This window comes from Dickeya poaceiphila (assembly GCF_007858975.2).
GTDB lineage: Bacteria > Pseudomonadota > Gammaproteobacteria > Enterobacterales > Enterobacteriaceae > Dickeya > Dickeya poaceiphila.
The window spans coordinates 3489211-3510059 of sequence record NZ_CP042220.2; the positions used below are offsets into that span (position 1 = coordinate 3489211).

19 protein-coding genes, 2 pseudogenes and 1 riboswitch are annotated in these 20849 nt (G+C 50.0%); of the genes and pseudogenes, 11 read left to right on the forward strand and 10 right to left on the reverse strand.

All coding sequences use genetic code 11. From position 1 onward, the window contains the following. The first annotated feature begins 332 nt into the window (after positions 1–332). Entirely contained in the window at positions 333–1976 is a 1644-nt protein-coding gene (gene fumA / locus Dpoa569_RS15605) for a class I fumarate hydratase FumA (protein ID WP_042868798.1), read from the forward strand. 210 nt (positions 1977–2186) lie between these two features. Next, the gene (tehB, locus tag Dpoa569_RS15610) at positions 2187–3077 is read left to right on the forward strand and encodes an SAM-dependent methyltransferase TehB (RefSeq protein ID WP_042868796.1); all 891 of its coding nucleotides are present in this window, start codon (positions 2187–2189) and stop codon (positions 3075–3077) included. 58 nt (positions 3078–3135) lie between these two features. Here the strand turns inward: tehB and ribB are convergent, their stop codons facing one another. After that, the gene (gene ribB, locus Dpoa569_RS15615) at positions 3136–3789 is read right to left on the reverse strand and encodes a 3,4-dihydroxy-2-butanone-4-phosphate synthase (protein ID WP_042868793.1); all 654 of its coding nucleotides are present in this window, start codon (positions 3787–3789) and stop codon (positions 3136–3138) included. Positions 3790–3918: 129 nt separating this feature from the next. Then, a riboswitch (FMN riboswitch) is annotated at positions 3919–4080 on the reverse strand. Between the two features lie 160 nt (positions 4081–4240). Here ribB and ubiK point away from each other — a divergent pair. Further along, the gene (gene ubiK / locus Dpoa569_RS15620; RefSeq protein ID WP_042868791.1) at positions 4241–4525 is read left to right on the forward strand and encodes a ubiquinone biosynthesis accessory factor UbiK; all 285 of its coding nucleotides are present in this window, start codon (positions 4241–4243) and stop codon (positions 4523–4525) included. Positions 4526–4570: 45 nt separating this feature from the next. Here the strand turns inward: ubiK and yjeH are convergent, their stop codons facing one another. Both yjeH and zipA read right to left on the reverse strand, forming a co-directional pair. After that, positions 4571–5824 carry an L-methionine/branched-chain amino acid transporter gene (gene yjeH / locus Dpoa569_RS15625; RefSeq protein ID WP_042868789.1) on the reverse strand — a complete coding sequence of 418 codons (1254 nt, stop codon included), beginning with the start codon at positions 5822–5824 and terminating at the stop codon, positions 4571–4573. Positions 5825–6166: 342 nt separating this feature from the next. Further along, positions 6167–7108 carry a cell division protein ZipA gene (gene zipA / locus Dpoa569_RS15630; protein ID WP_042868787.1) on the reverse strand — a complete coding sequence of 314 codons (942 nt, stop codon included), beginning with the start codon at positions 7106–7108 and terminating at the stop codon, positions 6167–6169. 221 nt (positions 7109–7329) lie between these two features. Between zipA and cysZ the strand changes: the two genes are divergently transcribed. The 5 genes from cysZ (at position 7330) to crr (ending at position 12218) form a co-directional block, all read left to right on the forward strand. Beyond that, positions 7330–8100 carry a sulfate transporter CysZ gene (gene cysZ / locus Dpoa569_RS15635; RefSeq protein ID WP_042868785.1) on the forward strand — a complete coding sequence of 257 codons (771 nt, stop codon included), beginning with the start codon at positions 7330–7332 and terminating at the stop codon, positions 8098–8100. A gap of 161 nt (positions 8101–8261) precedes the next feature. Continuing rightward, positions 8262–9230 carry a cysteine synthase A gene (cysK, locus tag Dpoa569_RS15640; protein WP_042868782.1) on the forward strand — a complete coding sequence of 323 codons (969 nt, stop codon included), beginning with the start codon at positions 8262–8264 and terminating at the stop codon, positions 9228–9230. Between the two features lie 404 nt (positions 9231–9634). Further along, positions 9635–9892: a phosphocarrier protein Hpr gene (gene ptsH, locus Dpoa569_RS15645; RefSeq protein WP_013316619.1), complete on the forward strand. Its 258-nt coding sequence runs from the start codon at positions 9635–9637 to the stop codon at positions 9890–9892. A 47-nt stretch (positions 9893–9939) separates the two neighbouring features. Next, positions 9940–11667: a phosphoenolpyruvate-protein phosphotransferase PtsI gene (gene ptsI, locus Dpoa569_RS15650; RefSeq protein ID WP_042868781.1), complete on the forward strand. Its 1728-nt coding sequence runs from the start codon at positions 9940–9942 to the stop codon at positions 11665–11667. Between the two features lie 41 nt (positions 11668–11708). Beyond that, on the forward strand, positions 11709–12218 hold the full coding sequence (gene crr / locus Dpoa569_RS15655) for a PTS glucose transporter subunit IIA (RefSeq protein ID WP_042868779.1): 510 nt from the start codon (positions 11709–11711) through the stop codon (positions 12216–12218). A 100-nt stretch (positions 12219–12318) separates the two neighbouring features. Here crr and Dpoa569_RS15660 read toward each other — a convergent pair whose 3' ends face one another. From Dpoa569_RS15660 to Dpoa569_RS15680, 5 genes are all read right to left on the reverse strand, one after another. Beyond that, positions 12319–13743 (reverse strand): ATP-binding protein, encoded by a 1425-nt coding sequence (locus Dpoa569_RS15660; protein ID WP_042868777.1) that lies wholly within the window; start codon positions 13741–13743, stop codon positions 12319–12321. A 2-nt stretch (positions 13744–13745) separates the two neighbouring features. Further along, on the reverse strand, positions 13746–14426 hold the full coding sequence (locus tag Dpoa569_RS15665) for a response regulator transcription factor (protein WP_042873787.1): 681 nt from the start codon (positions 14424–14426) through the stop codon (positions 13746–13748). A 313-nt stretch (positions 14427–14739) separates the two neighbouring features. After that, positions 14740–15621 carry a cysteine synthase CysM gene (cysM, locus tag Dpoa569_RS15670; protein ID WP_042868775.1) on the reverse strand — a complete coding sequence of 294 codons (882 nt, stop codon included), beginning with the start codon at positions 15619–15621 and terminating at the stop codon, positions 14740–14742. Between the two features lie 91 nt (positions 15622–15712). After that, positions 15713–16612, reverse strand: coding sequence for a Dyp-type peroxidase (locus Dpoa569_RS15675; RefSeq protein ID WP_042868773.1), 900 nt, complete (start codon positions 16610–16612; stop codon positions 15713–15715). 214 nt (positions 16613–16826) lie between these two features. Next, on the reverse strand, positions 16827–17012 hold the full coding sequence (locus Dpoa569_RS15680) for a hypothetical protein (protein WP_407643811.1): 186 nt from the start codon (positions 17010–17012) through the stop codon (positions 16827–16829). Positions 17013–17098: 86 nt separating this feature from the next. Between Dpoa569_RS15680 and Dpoa569_RS15685 the strand changes: the two are divergent. Beyond that, a pseudogene (locus Dpoa569_RS15685) lies at positions 17099–17306 on the forward strand (IS630 family transposase); the annotation flags it as partial. A 168-nt stretch (positions 17307–17474) separates the two neighbouring features. On the opposite strand, the gene Dpoa569_RS15690 reads toward Dpoa569_RS15685, so the two are convergent. Beyond that, positions 17475–18818, reverse strand: coding sequence for an ATP-binding cassette domain-containing protein (locus Dpoa569_RS15690; protein WP_042868771.1), 1344 nt, complete (start codon positions 18816–18818; stop codon positions 17475–17477). A gap of 428 nt (positions 18819–19246) precedes the next feature. Between Dpoa569_RS15690 and Dpoa569_RS19640 the strand changes: the two are divergent. Then, positions 19247–19381, forward strand: a pseudogene (locus Dpoa569_RS19640) (IS630 family transposase); the annotation flags it as partial. A gap of 13 nt (positions 19382–19394) precedes the next feature. On the opposite strand, the gene Dpoa569_RS15695 reads toward Dpoa569_RS19640, so the two are convergent. Continuing rightward, positions 19395–20072, reverse strand: a complete 678-nt coding sequence (locus Dpoa569_RS15695; RefSeq protein WP_407643800.1) for a helix-turn-helix transcriptional regulator — start codon at positions 20070–20072, stop codon at positions 19395–19397. 299 nt (positions 20073–20371) lie between these two features. Between Dpoa569_RS15695 and Dpoa569_RS15700 the strand changes: the two genes are divergently transcribed. Beyond that, positions 20372–20659: a helix-turn-helix domain-containing protein gene (locus Dpoa569_RS15700; protein ID WP_071604279.1), complete on the forward strand. Its 288-nt coding sequence runs from the start codon at positions 20372–20374 to the stop codon at positions 20657–20659. Positions 20660–20849 lie beyond the last annotated feature (190 nt).

Below are 20849 nucleotides of genomic sequence, written 5' to 3' on the forward strand. Positions count from 1 at the left end.
AAATAAATGATTTAATATGCAGGGTGCCAGAGGAATTGTTGCCAATAGCGACGCTGGGTTGCCGCCTGAGATATATTTTCGACAAAAACATGACGGAGATAAAAATAATGTGACTTGTCAGCGTGGTGCTACCTGTCATAAAGCCATAGTATGTGAGGTGGTATCCCTCAAGGGGCGCGGTACTGGCGCACGTTAAGGAATATCACCCAACGTTTATTGCTTTTGTCGCCGAGCCAGAGACGATTGACACAACAATAAGACCGACACAAAAGCCTGAACGGAAAATAAGACCCGATAAATCACTCAATTATGCAGCTGCAAGTGAGAAGAAAATGTCGAATAAACCGTTTTATTACCAAGAGCCGTTTCCATTAGCGAAAGATAAAACCGAATATCGTTTAATCAGCAGCGACTTTGTTTCCGTCAGCCAGTTTGAAGGCCAGGATATTCTCAAAGTTGACCCGCAAGGGCTAACGCTGTTGGCCCAGCAGGCATTCCACGATGCCTCTTTCCTGCTGCGCCCTTCCCACCAGCAACAGGTTGCCGATATTCTGCACGACCCACAAGCCAGCGAAAACGACCGTTATGTCGCCCTGCAATTTCTGCGTAACTCCGAAATCGCCGCCAAAGGCATCCTGCCCACCTGTCAGGATACCGGCACCGCCATCATCGTCGGCAAAAAAGGCCAACGTGTGTGGACCGGCGGCAACGATGCCGAAGCGCTGTCGCGCGGGGTATACAACACCTTTATCGAAGACAACCTGCGCTATTCACAGAATGCCGCATTGGATATGTACAAAGAGGTCAACACCGGCACCAACCTGCCTGCGCAGATAGACCTCTACAGCACCGAAGGCGATGAATATAAATTCCTGTTCGTCACCAAAGGCGGCGGTTCCGCCAACAAGACCTATCTGTATCAGGAAACCAAGGCGCTGTTGTCACCGGGCAAACTGAAAAACTATCTGGTGGAGAAAATGCGTACGCTGGGTACCGCAGCCTGCCCGCCGTACCATATTGCCTTCGTTATCGGCGGCACCTCGGCAGAAACCACCCTGAAAACCGTTAAGCTGGCCTCCACTCGCTACTATGACGAACTGCCGACCGAAGGTAATGAGCACGGCCAGGCATTCCGTGATGTAGCGCTGGAGCAGGAACTGCTGGAAGAAGCCCGTAATTTAGGGCTAGGCGCCCAGTTCGGCGGCAAATATTTCGCCCACGATGTGCGGGTGATCCGTCTGCCACGCCACGGCGCTTCCTGTCCGGTCGGCATGGGCGTGTCCTGCTCGGCGGACCGCAATATCAAAGCCAAGATCAACCGTCAGGGTATCTGGCTGGAACAGTTGGAAACCAATCCCGGCAAATACATTCCGGAACACCTGCGTCATGCAGGCGAAGGCGAGGTGGTGCGCATCGACCTGAACCGCCCAATGGCGGATATCCTCAAAACGCTGTCGCAGTATCCGGTTTCCACCCGCTTGTCACTTAACGGCACCATCATCGTGGCGCGCGATATTGCCCACGCCAAACTGAAGGAACTGCTGGATAACGGCGGCGAACTGCCGCAATACGTGAAAGATCATCCGATCTACTACGCGGGTCCCGCCAAAACGCCGGAAGGTTACGCCTCTGGTTCGCTGGGCCCCACCACTGCGGGCCGCATGGACTCCTATGTTGACCTGCTGCAATCCCACGGTGGCAGCATGATCATGTTGGCCAAAGGCAACCGCAGCCAACAGGTCACCGACGCCTGCAAAAAACACGGCGGCTTCTATCTCGGCAGCATCGGCGGCCCGGCAGCGATTCTGGCGCAGAATAGCATCAAGAGCCTGGAATGTGTGGAATACCCGGAACTGGGTATGGAAGCTATCTGGAAAATCGAAGTGGAAGACTTCCCGGCCTTCATCCTGGTGGATGACAAAGGCAACGACTTCTTCCAGGTGATCCAGTCTCAGAAATGCACCCGCTGCGGCTAAGATTACCGCCCATCGGATGCTGATCAACGGGGATGGCTGATGCCATCCCCGTTTTTTATCAAACCGCTTCAGCTCTTAATTCAGTTCTATCCCGCTCGGCCCATCGGCGACGCATTGCCACCATTATTTAATGCATTTTAAATACAACTTATAGATATCCCGCTAAACAACGCATAAAATGGCGTCAGGAACTGAATCAACGAGGCCACTATGCACGAAACCACCAGGCAAGAACCACAAGACTTGCTGTGCTATAAACAGATGCCAGTCTGGAACAGCAGCACGCTGCCTGCCGCATTTCAGGAACAGCACAACACCAAACAAGGCACCTGGGCGAAGCTGCATATTTTAAACGGTGAGCTGACGTTCGACGTGCTGACAGAGCAAGGGGAGACGAAAGAACGCTTCCACTTCTCGCCGCAACAGCAACCGCCCTATATTGAACCGCAGTGCTGGCATCGTATTGTCTCGTTTTCAGACGATCTGGAGTGTCAGTTGGGCTTTTATTGCACGCCAGAAGACTATTATCACAAGAAATATGAGCTGACGCGCACCCATTCGGAAGTGATCGATGCCCTGCGTTATCTGCAACCGGGAAAAGCGCTGGATCTGGGCTGCGGCGGTGGTCGTAACGCGCTCTACCTGAATCTGAAAGGGTTTGATGTCACTGCCTGCGATAAGAACGCCCTGAGCATTGATAAGCTCAATCACATTATTGCCGATGAATCGCTCAGCCGAATTGACGCTTTCGTCCACGATATCAATCAAGCTGACATTCGCCATCAGTACGATTTCATCCTGTCAACGGTAGTGTTCATGTTTCTGGAGCGCTCGTGCATTCCGGCGATCATCAGCAACATGCAGAAACATACCGTCGCTGGGGGCTATAACCTGATTGTCGCCGCCATGTCCACCGACGATTTCCCCTGCCCAATGCCGTTCTCGTTCACTTTTGGGCACAACGAATTACACGACTATTATCGTGACTGGGAGATAGTGAAATACAACGAAGATGTGGGAGAGCTGCACAAAACCGACGCCAACGGCAACCGCCTCAAACTGCGCTTTGCCACATTGCTGGCACGCAAACCTGACGCCTGAAAAACACAGGGCCGGAAAACCGGCCCTGCGAAAAAAGTGTGACATTGCCTGGCGGCAATCAGCTCGCTTTACGCTCAGCCGCCTGACGATAAGCCACCAGATCGTCGATAGTCAGCACCGGCATATTGTGCTGTTTCGCAAAGGTGATCACTTCCGGCGCACGAGCCATGGAACCATCATCATTCGTCAGTTCGCACAATACGCCGAATGGTTTAAACCCTGCCAGACGCATCAAATCCACCGTGGCTTCAGTATGACCACCACGCGCCAACACGCCGCCCGGCTGTGCACGCAGCGGGAACACATGACCTGGGCGATTAAGATCGCTCGGACGGGCGTCATCGGCAATCGCCGCGCGAACCGTCGTCACGCGGTCAGCGGCGGATACACCGGTGGTCACGCCTTCAGCAGCTTCAATCGTGACAGTGAACGCCGTCTGATAATGGCTGGAATTATTTTCCACCATCATCGGCAGCTCCAGCTTCTGGCGGCGCTCTTCGGTGATGCACAGGCATACAATACCGCTGCCGTGACGAATGGTGAGCGCCATTTGCTCAACGGTCATGGTTTCAGCCGGGAAAATCATATCACCTTCATTTTCCCTGTCTTCATCATCCAGCACCATCACACCACGACCGCTACGCAATGCGTCCAGCGCGCGTTCAACACGTTCAACAGGGGTACCGAATTCGGAAAGTAAAGTCTGATTCATGGTAAAAAAACCTCATTATTAATATGGATTACCAGAATCAGGGCGAACTTGAGGAGTCGTTTTTGCACTGAAAAAGCAAACAGGCATAAACGCAAAAATAACGCGGGCAGGTGCAAACCTGTCAGAAACCGTTACTCTCTCCCATCCGGACTATTACCGTCGGCCCCGGAATTACACCGGATCTGCTGACCTCAGATGATACTGTCTGAGCGCTCGCGGGCTTCCAGCTAGCCTGATGGCACAAACTGGTTTACCGCCGGTGGGGAATTGCACCCCGCCCTGAGAATAAGCGGTTCTACTATAACGCTAACCTGAGGTGCGGGCAATCTCCAACCCCGCTTATGGTTCGAAAAATTCATCGTATTGAAATCACTTTTTGTTTATACAACACAGGTCTGGCATTACACTTGTGGTATTCCACTATTTCGTCAAAACAGTTCAGGAAAGCGTCATGATTGACCCGAAAAAGTTAGAGCAGATTGCCCGTCAGGTGCAAGAATCCATGCCGAAAGGCATCCGGGAATTTGGCGAGGATATGGAGAAGAAAATCCGTCAGATTTTACAGTCGCAGTTGGGCAAGCTAGATCTGGTCAGCCGTGAAGAATTTGATGTGCAAACCCAGGTGTTGCTGCGCACTCGTGAGAAACTCGCACTACTGGAACAGCGAGTAAGCGCGCTGGAAACGAAAACGGCAGACAATGAGCCAGGGCAACAGCCCCCCGCCGACCCGCAGTAATCCTGCAATGATACTCAGCCAGACAGGCTTTTGCCCTGTCTGGCTTCAGTCAACCGCCACAGCCTCGCGCCTTTCTGGCAGCATAAGCCACAGCACCGCCAACATTCCTAACGCATACAGAGCCTTCCAACCGAGCGTCAGCAATAGCGCCGCGCACAGTACGATGCCGATACCCGCCATCACGCGGGAGCGTCCCTGCAACAGCCGCCACCCCGCCAACATGCACAGCAAATAAATCAGAATGAAAATACCGTTGGCGTAAACGATCAATTCAGACAGCGGCAACCGCAGCCAGTAAATGGCCAAACAGCAGAGAAGACAACAGGCCACGACCAACGACAACGCATTTACCGGCACACGCGATGCAGATAGCCGCGCCAGACGGCTTCCTTCTGGTGCTTGTGACCACACCAGCCGGGCAAAGCCCTGAGTATAGATATTCACACTGGCAAAACAGGCAAGGTAACCGACGATGCAAGCCAGCCACAATGCGTGACTGCCAAACAGACGCACCACCACAGTGGGCAAAGACGCCGTTGCAGCCTGATGAGGACCGTAAGCGCCGAAATGCAGTACCGCAACAGTACACCCCCAGTAGACCGCACCCGCCAGCAACATGCCTATCAGCAGCGCACGTGGAAAATCACGTTCGGGTGATCTGAACTCGGTCGCCAGATGAGCAAACGCTTCCAGCCCAACGAAACACCAGAACATGACTGCCAGCGCGTCCAGCATTTTCGCTCCGCTAATCTCCGTCAGTGCAGGCCATGGAATCTGGGATGGCATAATCCGACCTTGCCACCAGATCCCCACGACCAATAACACCACCAACAGTGCAATCAGCGTCTGCACCGTAGCGCTGGAACCGGCGCTACGCATTCCCAGCAACCAAATCACCACCAGCGTCAGCAATTGTACCAGCAGCAATCCCCCTGAACTCACCCCAAAGGCTGCTTGCCAGAAACCAGAGGCAATCTGCATTGCCGCAGGCAAACCAACCGGAATAACCGACAAAAACAGCCACCCAGTCACCCTGGCCAACCGAGGTCCGAATGCCAGCCGGACAAAATGCGCTGCGCCGCCAGCATTCGGAAAATGACGACCAAGCGACGCAAAAACGATGGCAATCGGAAACACCAGCACAATCAGCAGCGGCCAGGCCCAAAGACTATCGCCCTGCGCTTGTTCTGCGACTAATGCAGGCACAGCAAATACGCCAGTCCCCAGTAATGAGGTCGATAACAACCCAATGCCCTGAACCAGCCCCAACTCCTGCTTTAACGTATTATTGCCGCTCACAATCTGTGACCTTATCGCCAGTGGGTATGTTTATACCCGTCATACTTCAAGTTGCAGGTGTGTTGGCGGCGTTCGCTCACCCGAATCACTTACCTGAGTAAGCTCATCGGGATGAAATGAGAGACATCCTGTCTCTCACCGGAGGCCAGCCGTTGGCTGGTCAAATTCGTTCCCAACGAATTTGTCACTCTCTTGCCGCCTTCCTGCAACTCGAATTATTTTGGGTATATGCTCAACGCTGACACAATCAGCGTGTTCGCCAGTTGAACTATCATGGTAAAAACAAAAAGCCTCCACTTGCGGAGGCTTTTAAAAAATACAACGACCAACGACACATCGTCATTATTCGCTCTGAACGCTGTTCGCCCTGATAACTTCGCGGATACGCGCTTTATAGGCTTCCACTTTCTGCGGCGTCATCAGGCGGCGCTCGTCATCCAGCACCACGCCACCGACATCATCGGCGATACGCTGAGCGGACTGTAGCATCAGCTTGAAATTCTGGCTGGCATCGCCATAAGACGGCACCATCATGAAAATCGACACGCCCGGCGTGGAAAATTCAGACATGGCTTCCACATTAAAAGAACCGGGTTTGACCATGTTAGCCAGGCTGAATAACACTGGCCCACTGCCCGCCGGGTTAACGTGGCGATGGAAAATGTTCATTTCGCCGAACTGAAAACCTGCCTGCAGCACGCTTTGCAACAACAGTTCACCACCAATCACACTGCCCTGATGCGCTGCTACATGCAACACCAACACCGCTTCTTGCTGTTGCAATTCATGTTGTTGATGCTGTGCGGCCACTGCAACCTCAGGCGTCGGCTCAGGCTGTGAGTTATACGCTTGCGGTTCCGGCTCATCAACCGGCTGCACGGGTTCTGCGCGCTGAAAGGGTGATGAACGATGTGAAGATTCGACGTGCACCGCTGCAGGCTGAACAGGCTGACGCGACGGCGCTTGCGGTTCAACATCATCCAGTAACGGATCAAAGACTGCAGGCTCTTGCCTGAAAGAAGGTTCTGAACGATCACCTGAAGGTGCAACGTTGTCTGGCGACGCGTTTTTTTGACTGCGAGAAGGCGTTACCCGCACTTCACCGACACCGTCATCAAGCTCTTCAAGCGGGGTATCACCACGCTTTGGCTTCAGGCGCTTTACCGGACGCTCACGGAAAAGGGACGAACGCTCTTTACGGCTTGTCCAAAGACCATGCAGTAACAGTGCTATAATTGCGATCGCGCCAACAACAATCAAGATCAGACGCAGGTCCTGCATCATTGCTATCCCAGTTATTCCAAACATTGCCACTACGGCAAATACACATACCTCTAACTGTATTTGCCTGTGTAGCCAAGTGCAAGTCCGTGCACCAGTTTATGAGAATAAAGATCGACAGCAGGCATTTTTTTGCCGTTTTTTCATGCAAACCGCAACTAGCCAGCTGAAAATCATCCCGATATGATGCCGTAACCTGCATATCATAAGGTGAGAACCGCATCATGTCTTACACGCAACACCTTGATCCCAAACACAGTGGCTTACATTATTTTCTCAAAGGCTGGCAACTTCTTTCACTGCCCGGCATCCGACGTTTTGTCATTCTTCCCATGCTGGTGAATATTCTGTTGATGGGCGGAGCCTTCTGGTGGCTGTTTCACCAACTTGGCGCCTGGATTCCACTGGTGATGACCCACGTGCCAGAGTGGCTGCAGTGGCTGAGTTACCTGCTCTGGCCGCTGGTGACCGTCTTCGTACTGCTGGTGTTCAGCTATTTTTTCAGTACTGTCACTAACCTGATTGCCTCACCGTTCAACGGGTTGCTGGCGGAACAACTGGAAGCCAGATTAACCGGCCAGCCTCTTCCTGCCAGCAGCATTGTTGATATTGCCAAAGATGTCCCCCGCATCATACGGCGAGAAGTTCAAAAGCTGGGCTACTATTTGCCGAGAGTGCTGGTGCTGCTGTTACTCTATCTCGTGCCCGGCGTCGGCCAGACGTTGATACCCGTATTGTGGTTCCTGTTTGGTGCCTGGATGTTGGCAATCCAGTACTGCGATTACCCATTCGACAACCACAAAATTGGTTTTTCCGCTATGCGTCAGGCGATGCGGCAAAACAAGCTGACGAATCTGCAGTTTGGCGCGCTGGTCAGTCTATGCACCATGGTGCCATTACTGAATCTGTTGATCATGCCAGTCGCCGTCTGTGGGGCGACAGCCTTGTGGGTGGATCGCTATCGCCATCTTTCCGGCACACCGCATCGGAGCTGAGCGCTCCAGGATGTTAGCGTTGATGTTCTATAACTGGATATTAGTGAAAATATATTTCCTCAGAACATATCGATATAGCGATTCTTTACTTCACTGACTTTCCTGAACGAGTATTCTCTCTGAGGTTCGCAAAATTTTGATACAGCTATTAAGGACGGGCTATGAGTAAGATCTACGAAGACAATTCTTTCACTATCGGCCACACGCCTCTGGTTCGTCTGAATCGCATCGGCAATGGGCGAATTCTGGCTAAGGTTGAATCACGTAACCCCAGCTTCAGTGTAAAATGCCGTATCGGCGCCAACCTGATTTGGGATGCTGAAAAACGCGGTGTGCTGAAGCCCGGCGTCGAACTCGTAGAACCGACCAGTGGTAATACCGGTATTGCGCTGGCGTATGTGGCCGCCGCACGTGGTTACAAACTGACGTTGACAATGCCGGAAACCATGAGCCTTGAGCGCCGCAAACTCCTTAAAGCACTGGGTGCCAACCTGGTGTTGACCGAAGGCGCCAAAGGCATGAAAGGCGCTATCGCCAAAGCCGAAGAGATTGTGGCCAGCGACCCGGAACATTACCTGCTGCTGCAGCAGTTCAGCAACCCGGCCAACCCGGAAATTCATGAAAAAACCACCGGCCCGGAAATCTGGGAAGATACCGACGGCGAAGTGGACGTGTTCATTGCCGGCGTAGGCACCGGCGGCACGTTAACTGGCGTCAGCCGCTATATCAAACAGACCAAAGGTAAGGCGATTATCTCCGTTGCCGTTGAGCCGACCGATTCGCCGGTCATCACGCAGGCGCTGGCTGGCGAAGAGATCAAACCCGGTCCGCACAAGATTCAGGGCATCGGTGCAGGATTTATTCCTGCCAACCTGGACCTGAAACTGGTTGATCGTGTTGAGCGCATCACCAACGAAGAGGCTATCAACACCGCACGCCGTCTGATGGAAGAAGAAGGTATTCTGGCAGGCATCTCTTCCGGTGCTGCGGTAGCCGCTGCCCTTAATCTGTTGAAAGAAGAAGAATTCGCCAACAAGACCATCGTCGTGATCCTGCCCTCTTCCGGTGAGCGCTACCTCAGTACGGCACTATTTGCTGATCTATTCACCGAACAGGAACTGCAGCAGTAAGCGCTTCCTCCCACGAATGTGATTTAAAAGTTAAAAAAGCACCCTTCAGGGTGCTTTTTTGTGGCAGAGCTCAAACTTTCTGCTACTTGCACATTGCTTTTCACTGACAGGTTTAGTATTTAAGCGGACAATTATTTTGATGCGTGAAATTAATATTCGTCGGAGCCCACGCATACGGATATCATTCTTGCGACATGGAGCAGCATGGCCGGACGCTTTATCTCTCGCAGGAAAATTACAAGGGCATTGCCGACTTAACCAGGGGTAAGCGCATTCCGTTTCCCTTAACCGCATCCCGGCCTGTCCTGAACCATTCAGGGCAACCAAACAGGCTAAAGTTTAACCCATACACTAAACTTTAGTTCCACAACATGAACCTAATCCAACAAGTTGGGGAAAACAGAATGTTCCAGCAAGAAGTAACGATTACCGCTCCAAATGGCCTGCACACGCGTCCAGCTGCACAGTTCGTGAAAGAAGCCAAAGGATTTACCTCTGAAATCACCGTCACCTCTAACGGCAAAAGCGCCAGCGCCAAAAGCCTGTTTAAATTGCAGACTCTCGGCCTGACTCAGGGTACTGTGGTCACTATTTCTGCCGAAGGTGAAGACGAACAGCAAGCCGTTGAACATCTGGTTAAACTGATGGCTGAGCTTGAGTAAACGGCCCGCTCTCTTTAGTGAACGTCAGAATCAAGTAAGGTAGGGTTATGATTTCAGGCATATTAGTATCACCGGGAATTGCTTTTGGTAAGGCGCTGCTACTGAAAGATGACGACATTGTCGTCAACCGGAAAAAAATCTCTGCAGATCAGGTTGATAAGGAAATCGAACGTTTCATCGCAGGCCGCGCCAAAGCTTCTCAGCAACTGGAAGCTATCAAGCAGAAGGCAGCTGAAACGCTAGGGCCAGAGAAAGAAGCCATCTTCGAAGGGCATATCATGCTGCTGGAAGATGAGGAATTCGAGCAGGAAATCATCTCCCTGATTAAAGACGACCACGCATCCGCCGATGCGGCGGCGTATTCCGTCATTGAGACGCAGGCGAAAGCGCTGGAAGAGCTGGATGACGAGTACCTGAAAGAGCGCGCTGCAGATATGCGCGATATCGGCAAGCGCCTGCTGAAAAACATTTTGGGTATGCATATCGTTGATCTGGGTGACATTCAGGATGAAGTGATTCTGATCGCCAAAGATCTGACCCCGTCTGAAACCGCGCAATTGAACCTGAACAAAGTGCTGGGTTTCATCACCGATATCGGTGGCCGTACGTCCCATACCTCAATTATGGCGCGTTCGCTGGAATTACCGGCCATCGTGGGCACCACCGATGCCACCCAAAAAATTCAGAATGGCGATTTCATCATTCTGGACGGGGTGAACAACAAGATTTACCAGAATCCTGACCAGGCGACTATTGACCAGCTCAAAGCCGTTCAGGAGCAGTACAACACCGAAAGATATGAACTCGCCAAGCTGAAAGACCTGCCGGCCATTACGCTGGACGGCCATCAGGTGGAAGTGTGCGCCAACATCGGTACGGTGCGTGACATCGCCGGTGCAGAGCGTAACGGCGCGGAAGGTGTGGGCCTGTATCGTACCGAATTCCTGTTTATGGACCGTGATGCCCTGCCGACTGAAGAAGAGCAGTTCCAGGCGTACAAAGCCGTTGCAGAAGCGATGGGCGCGCAGGCGGTGATTGTGCGCACTATGGATATCGGCGGCGATAAAGACCTGCCGTACATGGACCTGCCGGAAGAAGAGAACCCGTTCCTCGGCTGGCGTGCGATTCGTATCTGTCTTGATCGCAAAGAAATTCTGCATTCGCAGTTGCGCGCAATTCTGCGTGCCTCCGCGTTTGGCAAACTGCGCATCATGTTCCCGATGATCATCTCGGTGGAAGAAGTACGTACGCTGAAAGCCGAGCTGGAGATGCTCAAAGCTCAGTTACGCGCCGAAAACAAAGCATTTGACGAAACTATTGAAGTCGGCGTGATGGTGGAAACGCCAGCCGCTGCGGCTATCGCTCATCATCTGGCGAAGGAAGTTGACTTCTTTAGTATTGGGACAAATGACTTAACCCAGTATACTCTGGCGGTAGATCGTGGGAACGAGTTGATTTCTCATCTTTATAACCCGATGTCTCCGGCTGTGTTGACTCTAATCAAACAGGTTATCGACGCGTCACACGCCGAAGGCAAGTGGACTGGTATGTGTGGTGAACTCGCTGGCGACGAACGTGCTACACTACTGCTGTTGGGGATGGGTCTGGATGAGTTCAGCATGAGTGCCATCTCGATTCCTCGCATCAAGAAAATTATTCGCAATGCCAACTATGAAGATGCGAAAGCGCTGGCGGAGCAGGCATTAGCCCAACCGACAGCAGAAGAGTTAAGCAGTCTGGTAAGCCGGTTCATTAAAGAAAAGACGCTTTGCTGATACCGCTGTGCTGACCCAATATTAATGCTTAGGAGAAAATCATGGGTTTGTTCGATAAACTGAAATCTCTGGTTTCTGACGACAAGAAAGAGGCTGGCAGCATCGAAATCATTGCCCCGTTATCCGGTGAAATCGTCAATATCGAAGACGTGCCTGATGTCGTCTTCGCAGAGAAGATCGTCGGCGATGGTATTGCTATCAAACCTAGCGGCAACAAGATGGTGGCGCCAGTAGACGGCACCATTGGAAAAATCTTCGAAACTAACCATGCGTTTTCCATCGAATCAGATACGGGTATCGAACTCTTCGTACACTTCGGTATTGATACCGTTGAGCTGAAAGGCGAAGGCTTTAAGCGTATTGCCGAAGAGGGGCAGCGTGTCAAGAAAGGCGATGTGGTGATCGAGTTTGATCTGTCGTTGCTGGAAGAGAAAGCCAAGTCCACGCTGACTCCGGTGGTTATCTCTAACATGGACGAGATCAAAGAGTTGGTCAAACTGACCGGCACTGTTGTCGTTGGGGAAACCCCGGTCATTCGCATCAAAAAATAAGCGAGTCGCTACCATGAAAAACGGCACCTGCGCGGGTGCCGTTTTGATTTATCAGGTCATGATTCCCACCGTCATTACATGCTGCGCGCTATCCTGCGAATTACTGCCAGCGAGGAATGCAGATACGGATCTGCAACCCTCCCTGAGCACGATTCTCCGCTTCAATACGACCACCGTGGGCTACCACCGCCTTGCGGGCAATAGCCAATCCCAGCCCATACCCTTTGCCCGACTGCGGTGAATCGATGCGCATGAAAGGGTCAAAAATGCTGGAGAGTTTACTGGCTTCCACTCCCGGCCCGCTGTCTGCCACATCGATGTACCACTCTTTATCATCACGGGACTTATCATCACGAGACAACGTAACCAGTACCTGCTGGCCGCGCGAAGAGAAACGCAGCGCATTGCGGATGATGTTATCCAGCGCATGTCGCATTAATTCCGCCGAGCCTTTGACGGTATAGTCATCGTAATCGCCGGCACTAAGCGCAATCTCCACCCCCGGCACTTGCGCTTCATAGCGCGCATCGTTAACGACTGCAATCACCAGACCAAGCAGGTCGAAATACTCTTCGTTATTAACGGCGTTGTTTTCCGCGCGGGACAGCGTCAGCACTTCGCCAATCATCTTATCCATACGCTCCGCTTCACGTTCGATGCGCTGCAATGCGTTTTCTACGTTATCCGGATTCTGACGCGCCAGCCCTATCGCCAACTGTAACCGTGCCAGCGGTGATCGCAATTCGTGGGACACATCGTGCAGTAGTTGTTCCCGCGCGCTCACCAGTATCGACAAACGGCTAACCATGGCGTCAAAGTCGCGTGCCACATCACCTATCTCATCATGGCGACGCCGCATTGACGGATAAAGCCGTATCGACAAATCTCCCTGTGCAACCCGTTCAAAACTGGCTCGCAACCGGCTGAGCGGACGCGACAGATTCCACGCCAGCATACCGCTGAATAGCAACCCACCCAGTGCGCCAATCCAGATCATCGGCGGCGGCAAATGAAGAAAAAACGGCAACGGCTCTGGGCCGTTCTTCGGCATTAAATCTTGCTGTAAGCGCATAGTATTGAAGAGCACTCGATAGCGCTGCCCATCAGGCCCCTCCACTACTTGTAGCGATGCTGCATCCGGCCAGTCCGTCACGTCACCCGGCACCGGTCCGAACCCCAGCAGTCCCAGCTGCGCTGGCAGCTCTCCCGGCCTTTCTGATTGCGGTAATGGTTGGTGATTTATCGCAGTGGCGTGCTGATTGTCGCTGAGTATCGAGACATTGATATAACCGCGTTCACTCTTAGGCCAATCGGCCAGAGTTCGCTCCAGTTCCGCCATGCCGCCCTGACGTAACGCTTTTGTCGCCAGCGCCATTTGTAGCGACATGATATGTCTTCCTATACGCACTTCCGGCGGTTCGTCACGCCTGCCGTAAAATGAGAATCCGACCCACAATAATTGTGAAATGACGAAAAACGTCAGCCACAACCCAAGCAGAATCTTCCAGAACAACCGTCCATGCATGATTAACGAATCCGGTATCCAACGCTGCGCACCGTCTCAATGATCAGATTACACCCTTTCAGCGCGGCCAGCTTTTGACGGATATTACTAATGTGCACATCGACGCTGCGATCATACGCTTCACGGCGGCGCCCCAGACACTTCTCCGACAACTCATCCTTGGTCACTACCCGCTCGGACGAGCGCATCAGCAACTCCAGCAAGTTGAACTCCGACGCAGTAAGATCAAATGCCTGCCCACGCCATTCACTGGTGCGGGTAAAAGAGCAGATCGCCAGTTCACCATAGATAACCATCCCGGTGTCCTTGCTTTTTCCCGACTTATCCTCATAACGGCGCAACACCGCACGCAGGCGCGCCACCAATTCTCGCGGGTAGCACGGCTTTGGCACATAATCGTCCGCACCCATTTCCAGCCCGATCACGCGATCAATATTATCGCCTCTGGCCGTCAACATAATGATGGGAATCGAGCAGTTACGGCGCACCTGTCGCAGTACGTCAATTCCGCTCATGTCAGGCAGCATGATGTCCAAAATCATCGCGGTGTACTGATCGGACATGGCGCCGTCCACCCCTTCTTTGCCGCTCATCACCTGTGAAGTACTGAACCCTTCTGCCGTAAGGTATTCACACAGCATGTGTCCCAGTTCAGCGTCATCGTCTACCAGTAAAATTTTCATACTGTCATTCCCATACATTGCTACCGCTCCTATTGTCAGGTCTGGTTGCAATCTGCGCAGCACCATTTACGGAATCCTTACCTTTCACTATGCAAAACATAACGAATGTGAAAGGGGATAGTGAGCATGATGCTGTCAGTGTCGGCAGGCGCGATAACCAGTTAGGGCAATAGCGTGACATTCGTGATATGCCGCTACCTCAATGGTAGTCGCATTCTTGCGCGACAGCCTGAATGGGCGCCATTCTAAGCGTCGTCCCAAGCCGTCGGCATACGGAAACGCGAGTAAGCGCATACACGCTAACACGCAGGCGTTAGCCAAACACGCCAGTGGAGAGATAACGATCACCTCGGTCACATACCACGGTGACGATCAGACGACCTGGCTGTTCGGCAGCGATGCGCAGCGCGCCAGCCACCGCACCGCCAGAGCTGACGCCGCAGAACACCCCCTCTACTCGCGCCAGCTGCTGCATGGTGGTTTCCGCCTCCTGCTGCGACATATCCATAATCCGGTCCACCAGTTGTGGCTGAAAAACACCCGGCATATAGTCAGGCGACCAACGACGAATTCCCGGAATCTGGCTACCGTCCTGCGGTTGCAGGCCAACAGTGCAGACCTTATCACTCTGGCTTTTCAGGTAACGGCTGACACCGGTGATAGTACCGGTGGTTCCCATGCAGGAAACGAAATGGGTAAGTCGCCCCTGCGTTTGCTGCCAGATTTCCGGGCCGGTAGTGGTGAAATGCGCCAGCGGGTTGTCTGGGTTATTGAACTGATCGAGCAGCGTCCCCTCCCCCGCCTGCGCCATCTGTCTGGCCAGATCGCGTGCACCTTCCATCCCCTGTTGTTGGCTGACCAGCAGTAATTCCGCACCATAAGCGCGCATCGCGGCCTGCCGTTCCTGACTCATGTTTTCCGGCATCAGCAACCGCAACCGGTAGCCTTTCATCGCCGCCACCATCGCCAGCGCGATACCGGTATTGCCGCTGGTAGCCTCAATCAGCGTATCACCTGGTACTATCTCGCCCCGGCGCTCCGCCTGCTGAATCATCAACAACGCCGCGCGGTCCTTCACCGAACCGGCTGGATTATTGCCCTCCAGCTTCAGCCAGATTTCGCTGCCGGTGTGCTGAGCCAGACGTTGTAATTTAATCAGCGGCGTATTGCCGACGCACTGTTCAAGCGTGGTCACATTTTCTCTCCGCACGACGTCAGGCGACGCCAAAAAAACAGGCACCGCGGTGCAGTGCCTGTCTGTCGTTCTGTAACAAAAACGGATTCTGTTATAGCGATAATAAACGATCAAGAGAAGGGGCAAAAAAGTAACTGCCGCTGACCGCACGGGTAAAGCGCAACATCTCGTCACGTTTGCCGTCACGGTCGCCAAACATGCTCAGCAATTGCTGTTCAATGTTGTAAAGTCGGGCACAGTAAGCCGCGAAATAGAGACCGTGCTTGCCGCTGGCGGTGCCGTAAGGCAGGCTCTGACGCAGAATTTTCAACCCTTTGCCGTCTTCTTTGAGGTCAACACGGCTCAGGTGCGACGTCACTGGCCGCGACTCGGACGACAACTCGTCATTGTCTTGTTTGGTGCGACCAATCATCTGCTCCTGCTGTTCCACGCTCATACGGTTCAACTGGCGCAGATTGTGCTCCCAGCGCTGAACAAACACATAACTGCCGCCTTCGCCAGTCTGACCGTCCGGTACAATGGCGACGTCACGCCGGGCATCACCCTGCGGGTTTTCGGTGCCATCGACAAAACCGCTCAAATCACGGTCCTCCACCCAGCGAAAGCCGTGAGTTTCCTCTTCAATATTGATGGTGTTGCCGAACGCCGCCAGCACCGCCTGTGCCAGTGAAAAATTAACATCATGGCGCAGCGACTGGATGTGAATCAGCATGTCGCGCTGCGTGGCAGGCGCCAGCCCGTTGCCCAGCGGGGTGAAGGGTTTGAGTTCCTGCGCACTGTTGTCGCAATCCAGCTCACGCCAGACGTCGTAGCCAAAAGCGATTACCGCGCCAAGCCCGGCGTCAGGGAAACGCTGCTGCAACTCGCCCAGTGCCTGACAAAATTTCTTGCAGCCCTGGCGGATGGCATCAAATTCTCCCTGTACCATAGCCTCCATGAAGATGGCAAAACGGCGATGCTCCAGCAAAATACCGCTTTGAATTTGTGTCATCTGTTGCTTCCTCACTCGGTGCAGTTTCTCTCGCGCCGGCAAGCCATGCCGGGCGGCTATCTCAAGGCTGCTATACAATAAAACGAGGCGTGACCAGCACGCCCCAATCTATTTACATGATATCAGACGATGTTGACGATAACAGGATAACCTTACCAATAACGGTGGAAAACGCAGGTAACTGTTTTTGCAACAATGCTCAGAAGCAGGCAGATTACCTGCCACCTGGGGGTTTCGCTGCCGGTAACGTCACCTTGATCACCCAATACAACACACTGGCTGCCAGCAACGAATTCAGCGCCGGAATCCCCCATTTAGTAAACAACCCTACGGCACTTCCTGCCAGGCTGGCAATCATCGCCGCCCAACCAACAGATGGCGTGCTGTCTGCCCCTGGCAATTCGCCAGAAAAGCCTCGACAAGTGTCATTGAATGCTCTAATACCGCCCCCAACATAAATTGGTCCAGAGCGGTGAGCATACCAATTATAAAAGCCGAAAAGTGGAACGCTGTCTGGAAGAAAATACGAAGTTCCGGTTGTTATTCCTGCCACGTATTCGCCGTAGCTAAATCCATAATAAAGTGGCTATGGCTGTCGTTACACAAAACGATAACGCGAAATCATCAACAGTTTATGAACGCTGCTTCGCCTTTCCCCGGCAATCAACACGGTCTGACTAAAGTGGAGCGGTAATATGCAAAATTATTTAGACTAATAAGTTCCAGACTATATCCTAAAATACATTATCTTCGTAAGAAAAACTGGACATAGCCTAACTTTCAGATTGAAAGAGAAGATTTAATTGCCTTCAATCATAACAAAGAATAATCTTAGTTCTGTTAGTGTAATCAACCCGTCAGTTTATCTTACTACATGCTTATGCCTTACCTCTATGACTACTTTATTATGTGATATATCATCAAGCATTTTGTCAAACATCATTGTATTACTCATATCTAAATTTGCGTCCCACTCATCAAGAAGAAGGATAAAAATGTCATCATCCGATAGCAACTTATTAATATTTTCCCGATGTTTTTGTCCTGTAGACCCCTTGATATCGTCTATACCAATACTATTCTCCGGCCCAAGTAAAACCGAATCATCAGTCATTTGTTTTATTACTTTAAGGATAGATGACTTTCCAGCACCATTTGGTCCTTCCACCAAATACCTGCCTGGCAAACCACAATAATGGGATATATTACCAACAAACTCACGAACAGATAGATTTATATTTTTATCATTAAGATTACGGATAACAACTTTATTATCATCAATATTATTCTCATAGTCTACTTCTACCAATAATGATGGGAATCTTTGAAGATTTCTTACCTTGTTTTTAATCAGCATAAGTTGTGTGGTATGCATACTCGCAGCATTGATACTTTGGAAAAGTTGAATTGTTCTTGGCAAAACTGCAACGATAGCACCAAGAATGTCAGGCCTTACGATGGTTGATTGCCAGGAAATATAAACTAGCGGCGGTATAGTAATAAGAACTGGGATACATGCCAAAATTTGCTCTAATCTTTTATATCTTTGTAGTACAGAAAAGAATATTGACTGTCTACCAGATGCATAACTTACAGCCTCGAAATAATGCTTTTTTAAACCAAAGAAACAGTTATCCCATATTTTATCTATTGCATGAAAAGCATTCACCTTACTATTTTGTATTTCAGACGACATTTTATTGATAGATTTACTAGAGTAGTAAATCAAAAGCCAGGAAAACACAACACATCCGATAATAACCGATGATATATTCACACCCAAAACAAAAATCAATGCAATAATAGTAAATAAAACATTAAAATATAGAGCAAGAATCTCCACATAATAAAACGAAGCCTCTTCAATCGTTGGAAGAGATTCACCCGCGATCCAATTCAGTGTTTTTTTCTTATTATCCTGAGATGAAAGAGATGGTTTTTTTATTACCTCATCAAAAATCCAACAATAGTATCCAGACCAAACAGAATTCGAGAGTTTTGTCCTTGTATACAAAGAAAGAGAACCAAAAATATAGCAAAATGCAATGCTGGCATAAAACAAAACAATATAATTAAAAGTTTTATCAATATCACTTGATATGTTATAGCCAGCAACACCTATAAAGTAAGTTGACAATCCGACCAATACTTGCTGCAACGCAACAAGGAATACGCTGGATAAAAACCAAAAATTTTTTATGATCATTAAATACCCACCAAATAATTTATCACCTAATTGGATTTATAACACATAAAAAATTAAATTCAAATAATAAAATATACTAACAGTATCAACAAGATAAATTATCAATCTGAAAACAGGGATTGAATTATACGTCCAAGTTTATTTTTATCATCAACTGGTATATGTGGATAAACTTGTGTCTCGATAATATTTCGAATACCAAGTCCAATTTTATTTTCCATCAAAATTAAATCCTTATCAGGATAACATGCAGCTAATGCAGAAAGTGCAAGACGTACAGAATAATCATTAAATTTTGGCTTTATTATGTTTGTTATAAATTGTGAATATGTTCTGAAAGTAGCTGAGGCAATAATTGCCTTTCTAATCTCATGGTCAGTATCATTTTTAGAACCATTTAGATAAATCCAATAGAGCGACTATAGCTGTCATTACACGAAACGGTAACACAAAACCATCAGTGCCGATACATGTGACAGTTACTGGAAAAGATAAAGCAGCTTATGAACACTGCTTCGCCTTTCCCCAGCAATCAACACGGTCTGGCTAAAGTGGAGCGGTAATATGCAAAGTTATTTAGACAAACAAAATCCCCTTTCTCAACAATGAGTTAGGTATAAAACTGTCAAATCCATGTTGATAGCAAAACTCTTCAAACTGATTGAACGAATGCACACCCGCTTTTTGGTACATATTTTGTATTCTGTTCTCAATCGTTCTGTTGGACAGGTTGAACTGTTTCGCTATTTCCTTGCTGGAAAAACGCCGTAACACCAGAAAAAGCGTGTCCAACTCAGCACGAGTAAAAAGATCGGTCGTTATTTCCGTTCTCAATATGCTTGGCTTACGATTATCAATATGGATCAGCGGCGACAATGTGCTCATTGGCCGGGCATTCCACAAAATCCCAACACATTCTTTTGCAACATTAAAAATAGGCATTTTTTCGCTGATAAACGGTGACAGATCCGTTTTGCCAAACCAATAGTGAGTTTCAATCACTGTAACCCGCTCAGCACAGACTTCTGTACGACGATCATGCTCGATAAATTTCTCAGATAATTCCGCCCAGGCTATCGGAAATTCTTCATCGAACTTTCCCTCAATATCAAAATTCGCTGGCGTATTGGTGTAGCTATACGCTGGTGCGTTCATATACACGTGACGAGAGGTGAGATCTTTTATTCCCCACGGTTCATTCAGCCCGTCCAACAAGGGAATAAACGCACGGAGATAATCTTGCGAGTCATTCATTGCAAACAACATCCTGTATGTAAACCCTTCACTAAAAACAAACCATAAAATAATTAACAAGATAATTAATTCACTTAATAATTTATCGAAAATAATATTTTGTGAAAAATAAATTTCGTGAATTATTAGCAAACCTTCAAAAATAATCGAACTATATCATCACCTAACATTTTCCTATGATATAGCTAATTTTTTTGAATGAAATTTAAATCAAGAGTATTTTTTACCTATAGAAGTGTGTAATAGTAAATGTATGTCACAAAAAAACAGTAATCAGCCACAGCCATCGAGGATAGAAAATGCGTTCAAGGAGAAAAGACTGGCATTCAGCAGATATCATTGCCGCGCTGAGGAAAAAAGGTACATCTTTATCAGCGGTATCACGACAATCAGGATTAAGCTCTTCTACGCTGGCGAACGCGCTATACCGACCGTGGCCGAAAGGAGAATTGCTGATAGCCAACGCATTAGGGGTTAAGCCAGAGGAAATATGGCCCAGCCGTTATTATGATCCTGAAACCGATACGTGGGTTGATCGTCAAAAACTGATGCGCAATTCGCCCAATAAATCACAGCCATCAGCCTGAATATCTGCCGCACAGACAGAGATAATTCGCCATGTCATATGACTACACAAAGCGTGATAAAAATGGCGATGAGAAAAAATAAGCTAGCCAATCATCAGGAGATTGGTTGCATGGCGTACAAAAAACAGCTACAGACGCCGGGATAACACCATCCCGGCTCTGAATGCACCACTAATTCTGAATGCACCAC

Coding starts and splice junctions, on each gene's coding strand:
- Dpoa569_RS15660 (WP_042868777.1), bottom strand. CDS start 13,743: ATGCATGGACGGTTGTTCTGGAAGATTCTGCTTGGGTTGTGGCTGACG.
- ubiK (WP_042868791.1), top strand. CDS start 4,241: ATGATTGACCCGAAAAAGTTAGAGCAGATTGCCCGTCAGGTGCAAGAA.
- Dpoa569_RS15675 (WP_042868773.1), bottom strand. CDS start 16,612: ATGACACAAATTCAAAGCGGTATTTTGCTGGAGCATCGCCGTTTTGCC.
- ptsH (WP_013316619.1), top strand. CDS start 9,635: ATGTTCCAGCAAGAAGTAACGATTACCGCTCCAAATGGCCTGCACACG.
- Dpoa569_RS15695 (WP_407643800.1), bottom strand. CDS start 20,072: ATGAATGACTCGCAAGATTATCTCCGTGCGTTTATTCCCTTGTTGGAC.
- ptsI (WP_042868781.1), top strand. CDS start 9,940: ATGATTTCAGGCATATTAGTATCACCGGGAATTGCTTTTGGTAAGGCG.
- Dpoa569_RS15665 (WP_042873787.1), bottom strand. CDS start 14,426: ATGAAAATTTTACTGGTAGACGATGACGCTGAACTGGGACACATGCTG.
- zipA (WP_042868787.1), bottom strand. CDS start 7,108: ATGATGCAGGACCTGCGTCTGATCTTGATTGTTGTTGGCGCGATCGCA.
- ribB (WP_042868793.1), bottom strand. CDS start 3,789: ATGAATCAGACTTTACTTTCCGAATTCGGTACCCCTGTTGAACGTGTT.
- fumA (WP_042868798.1), top strand. CDS start 333: ATGTCGAATAAACCGTTTTATTACCAAGAGCCGTTTCCATTAGCGAAA.
- cysZ (WP_042868785.1), top strand. CDS start 7,330: ATGTCTTACACGCAACACCTTGATCCCAAACACAGTGGCTTACATTAT.
- Dpoa569_RS15700 (WP_071604279.1), top strand. CDS start 20,372: ATGCGTTCAAGGAGAAAAGACTGGCATTCAGCAGATATCATTGCCGCG.
- tehB (WP_042868796.1), top strand. CDS start 2,187: ATGCACGAAACCACCAGGCAAGAACCACAAGACTTGCTGTGCTATAAA.
- cysK (WP_042868782.1), top strand. CDS start 8,262: ATGAGTAAGATCTACGAAGACAATTCTTTCACTATCGGCCACACGCCT.
- Dpoa569_RS15690 (WP_042868771.1), bottom strand. CDS start 18,818: ATGATCATAAAAAATTTTTGGTTTTTATCCAGCGTATTCCTTGTTGCG.
- crr (WP_042868779.1), top strand. CDS start 11,709: ATGGGTTTGTTCGATAAACTGAAATCTCTGGTTTCTGACGACAAGAAA.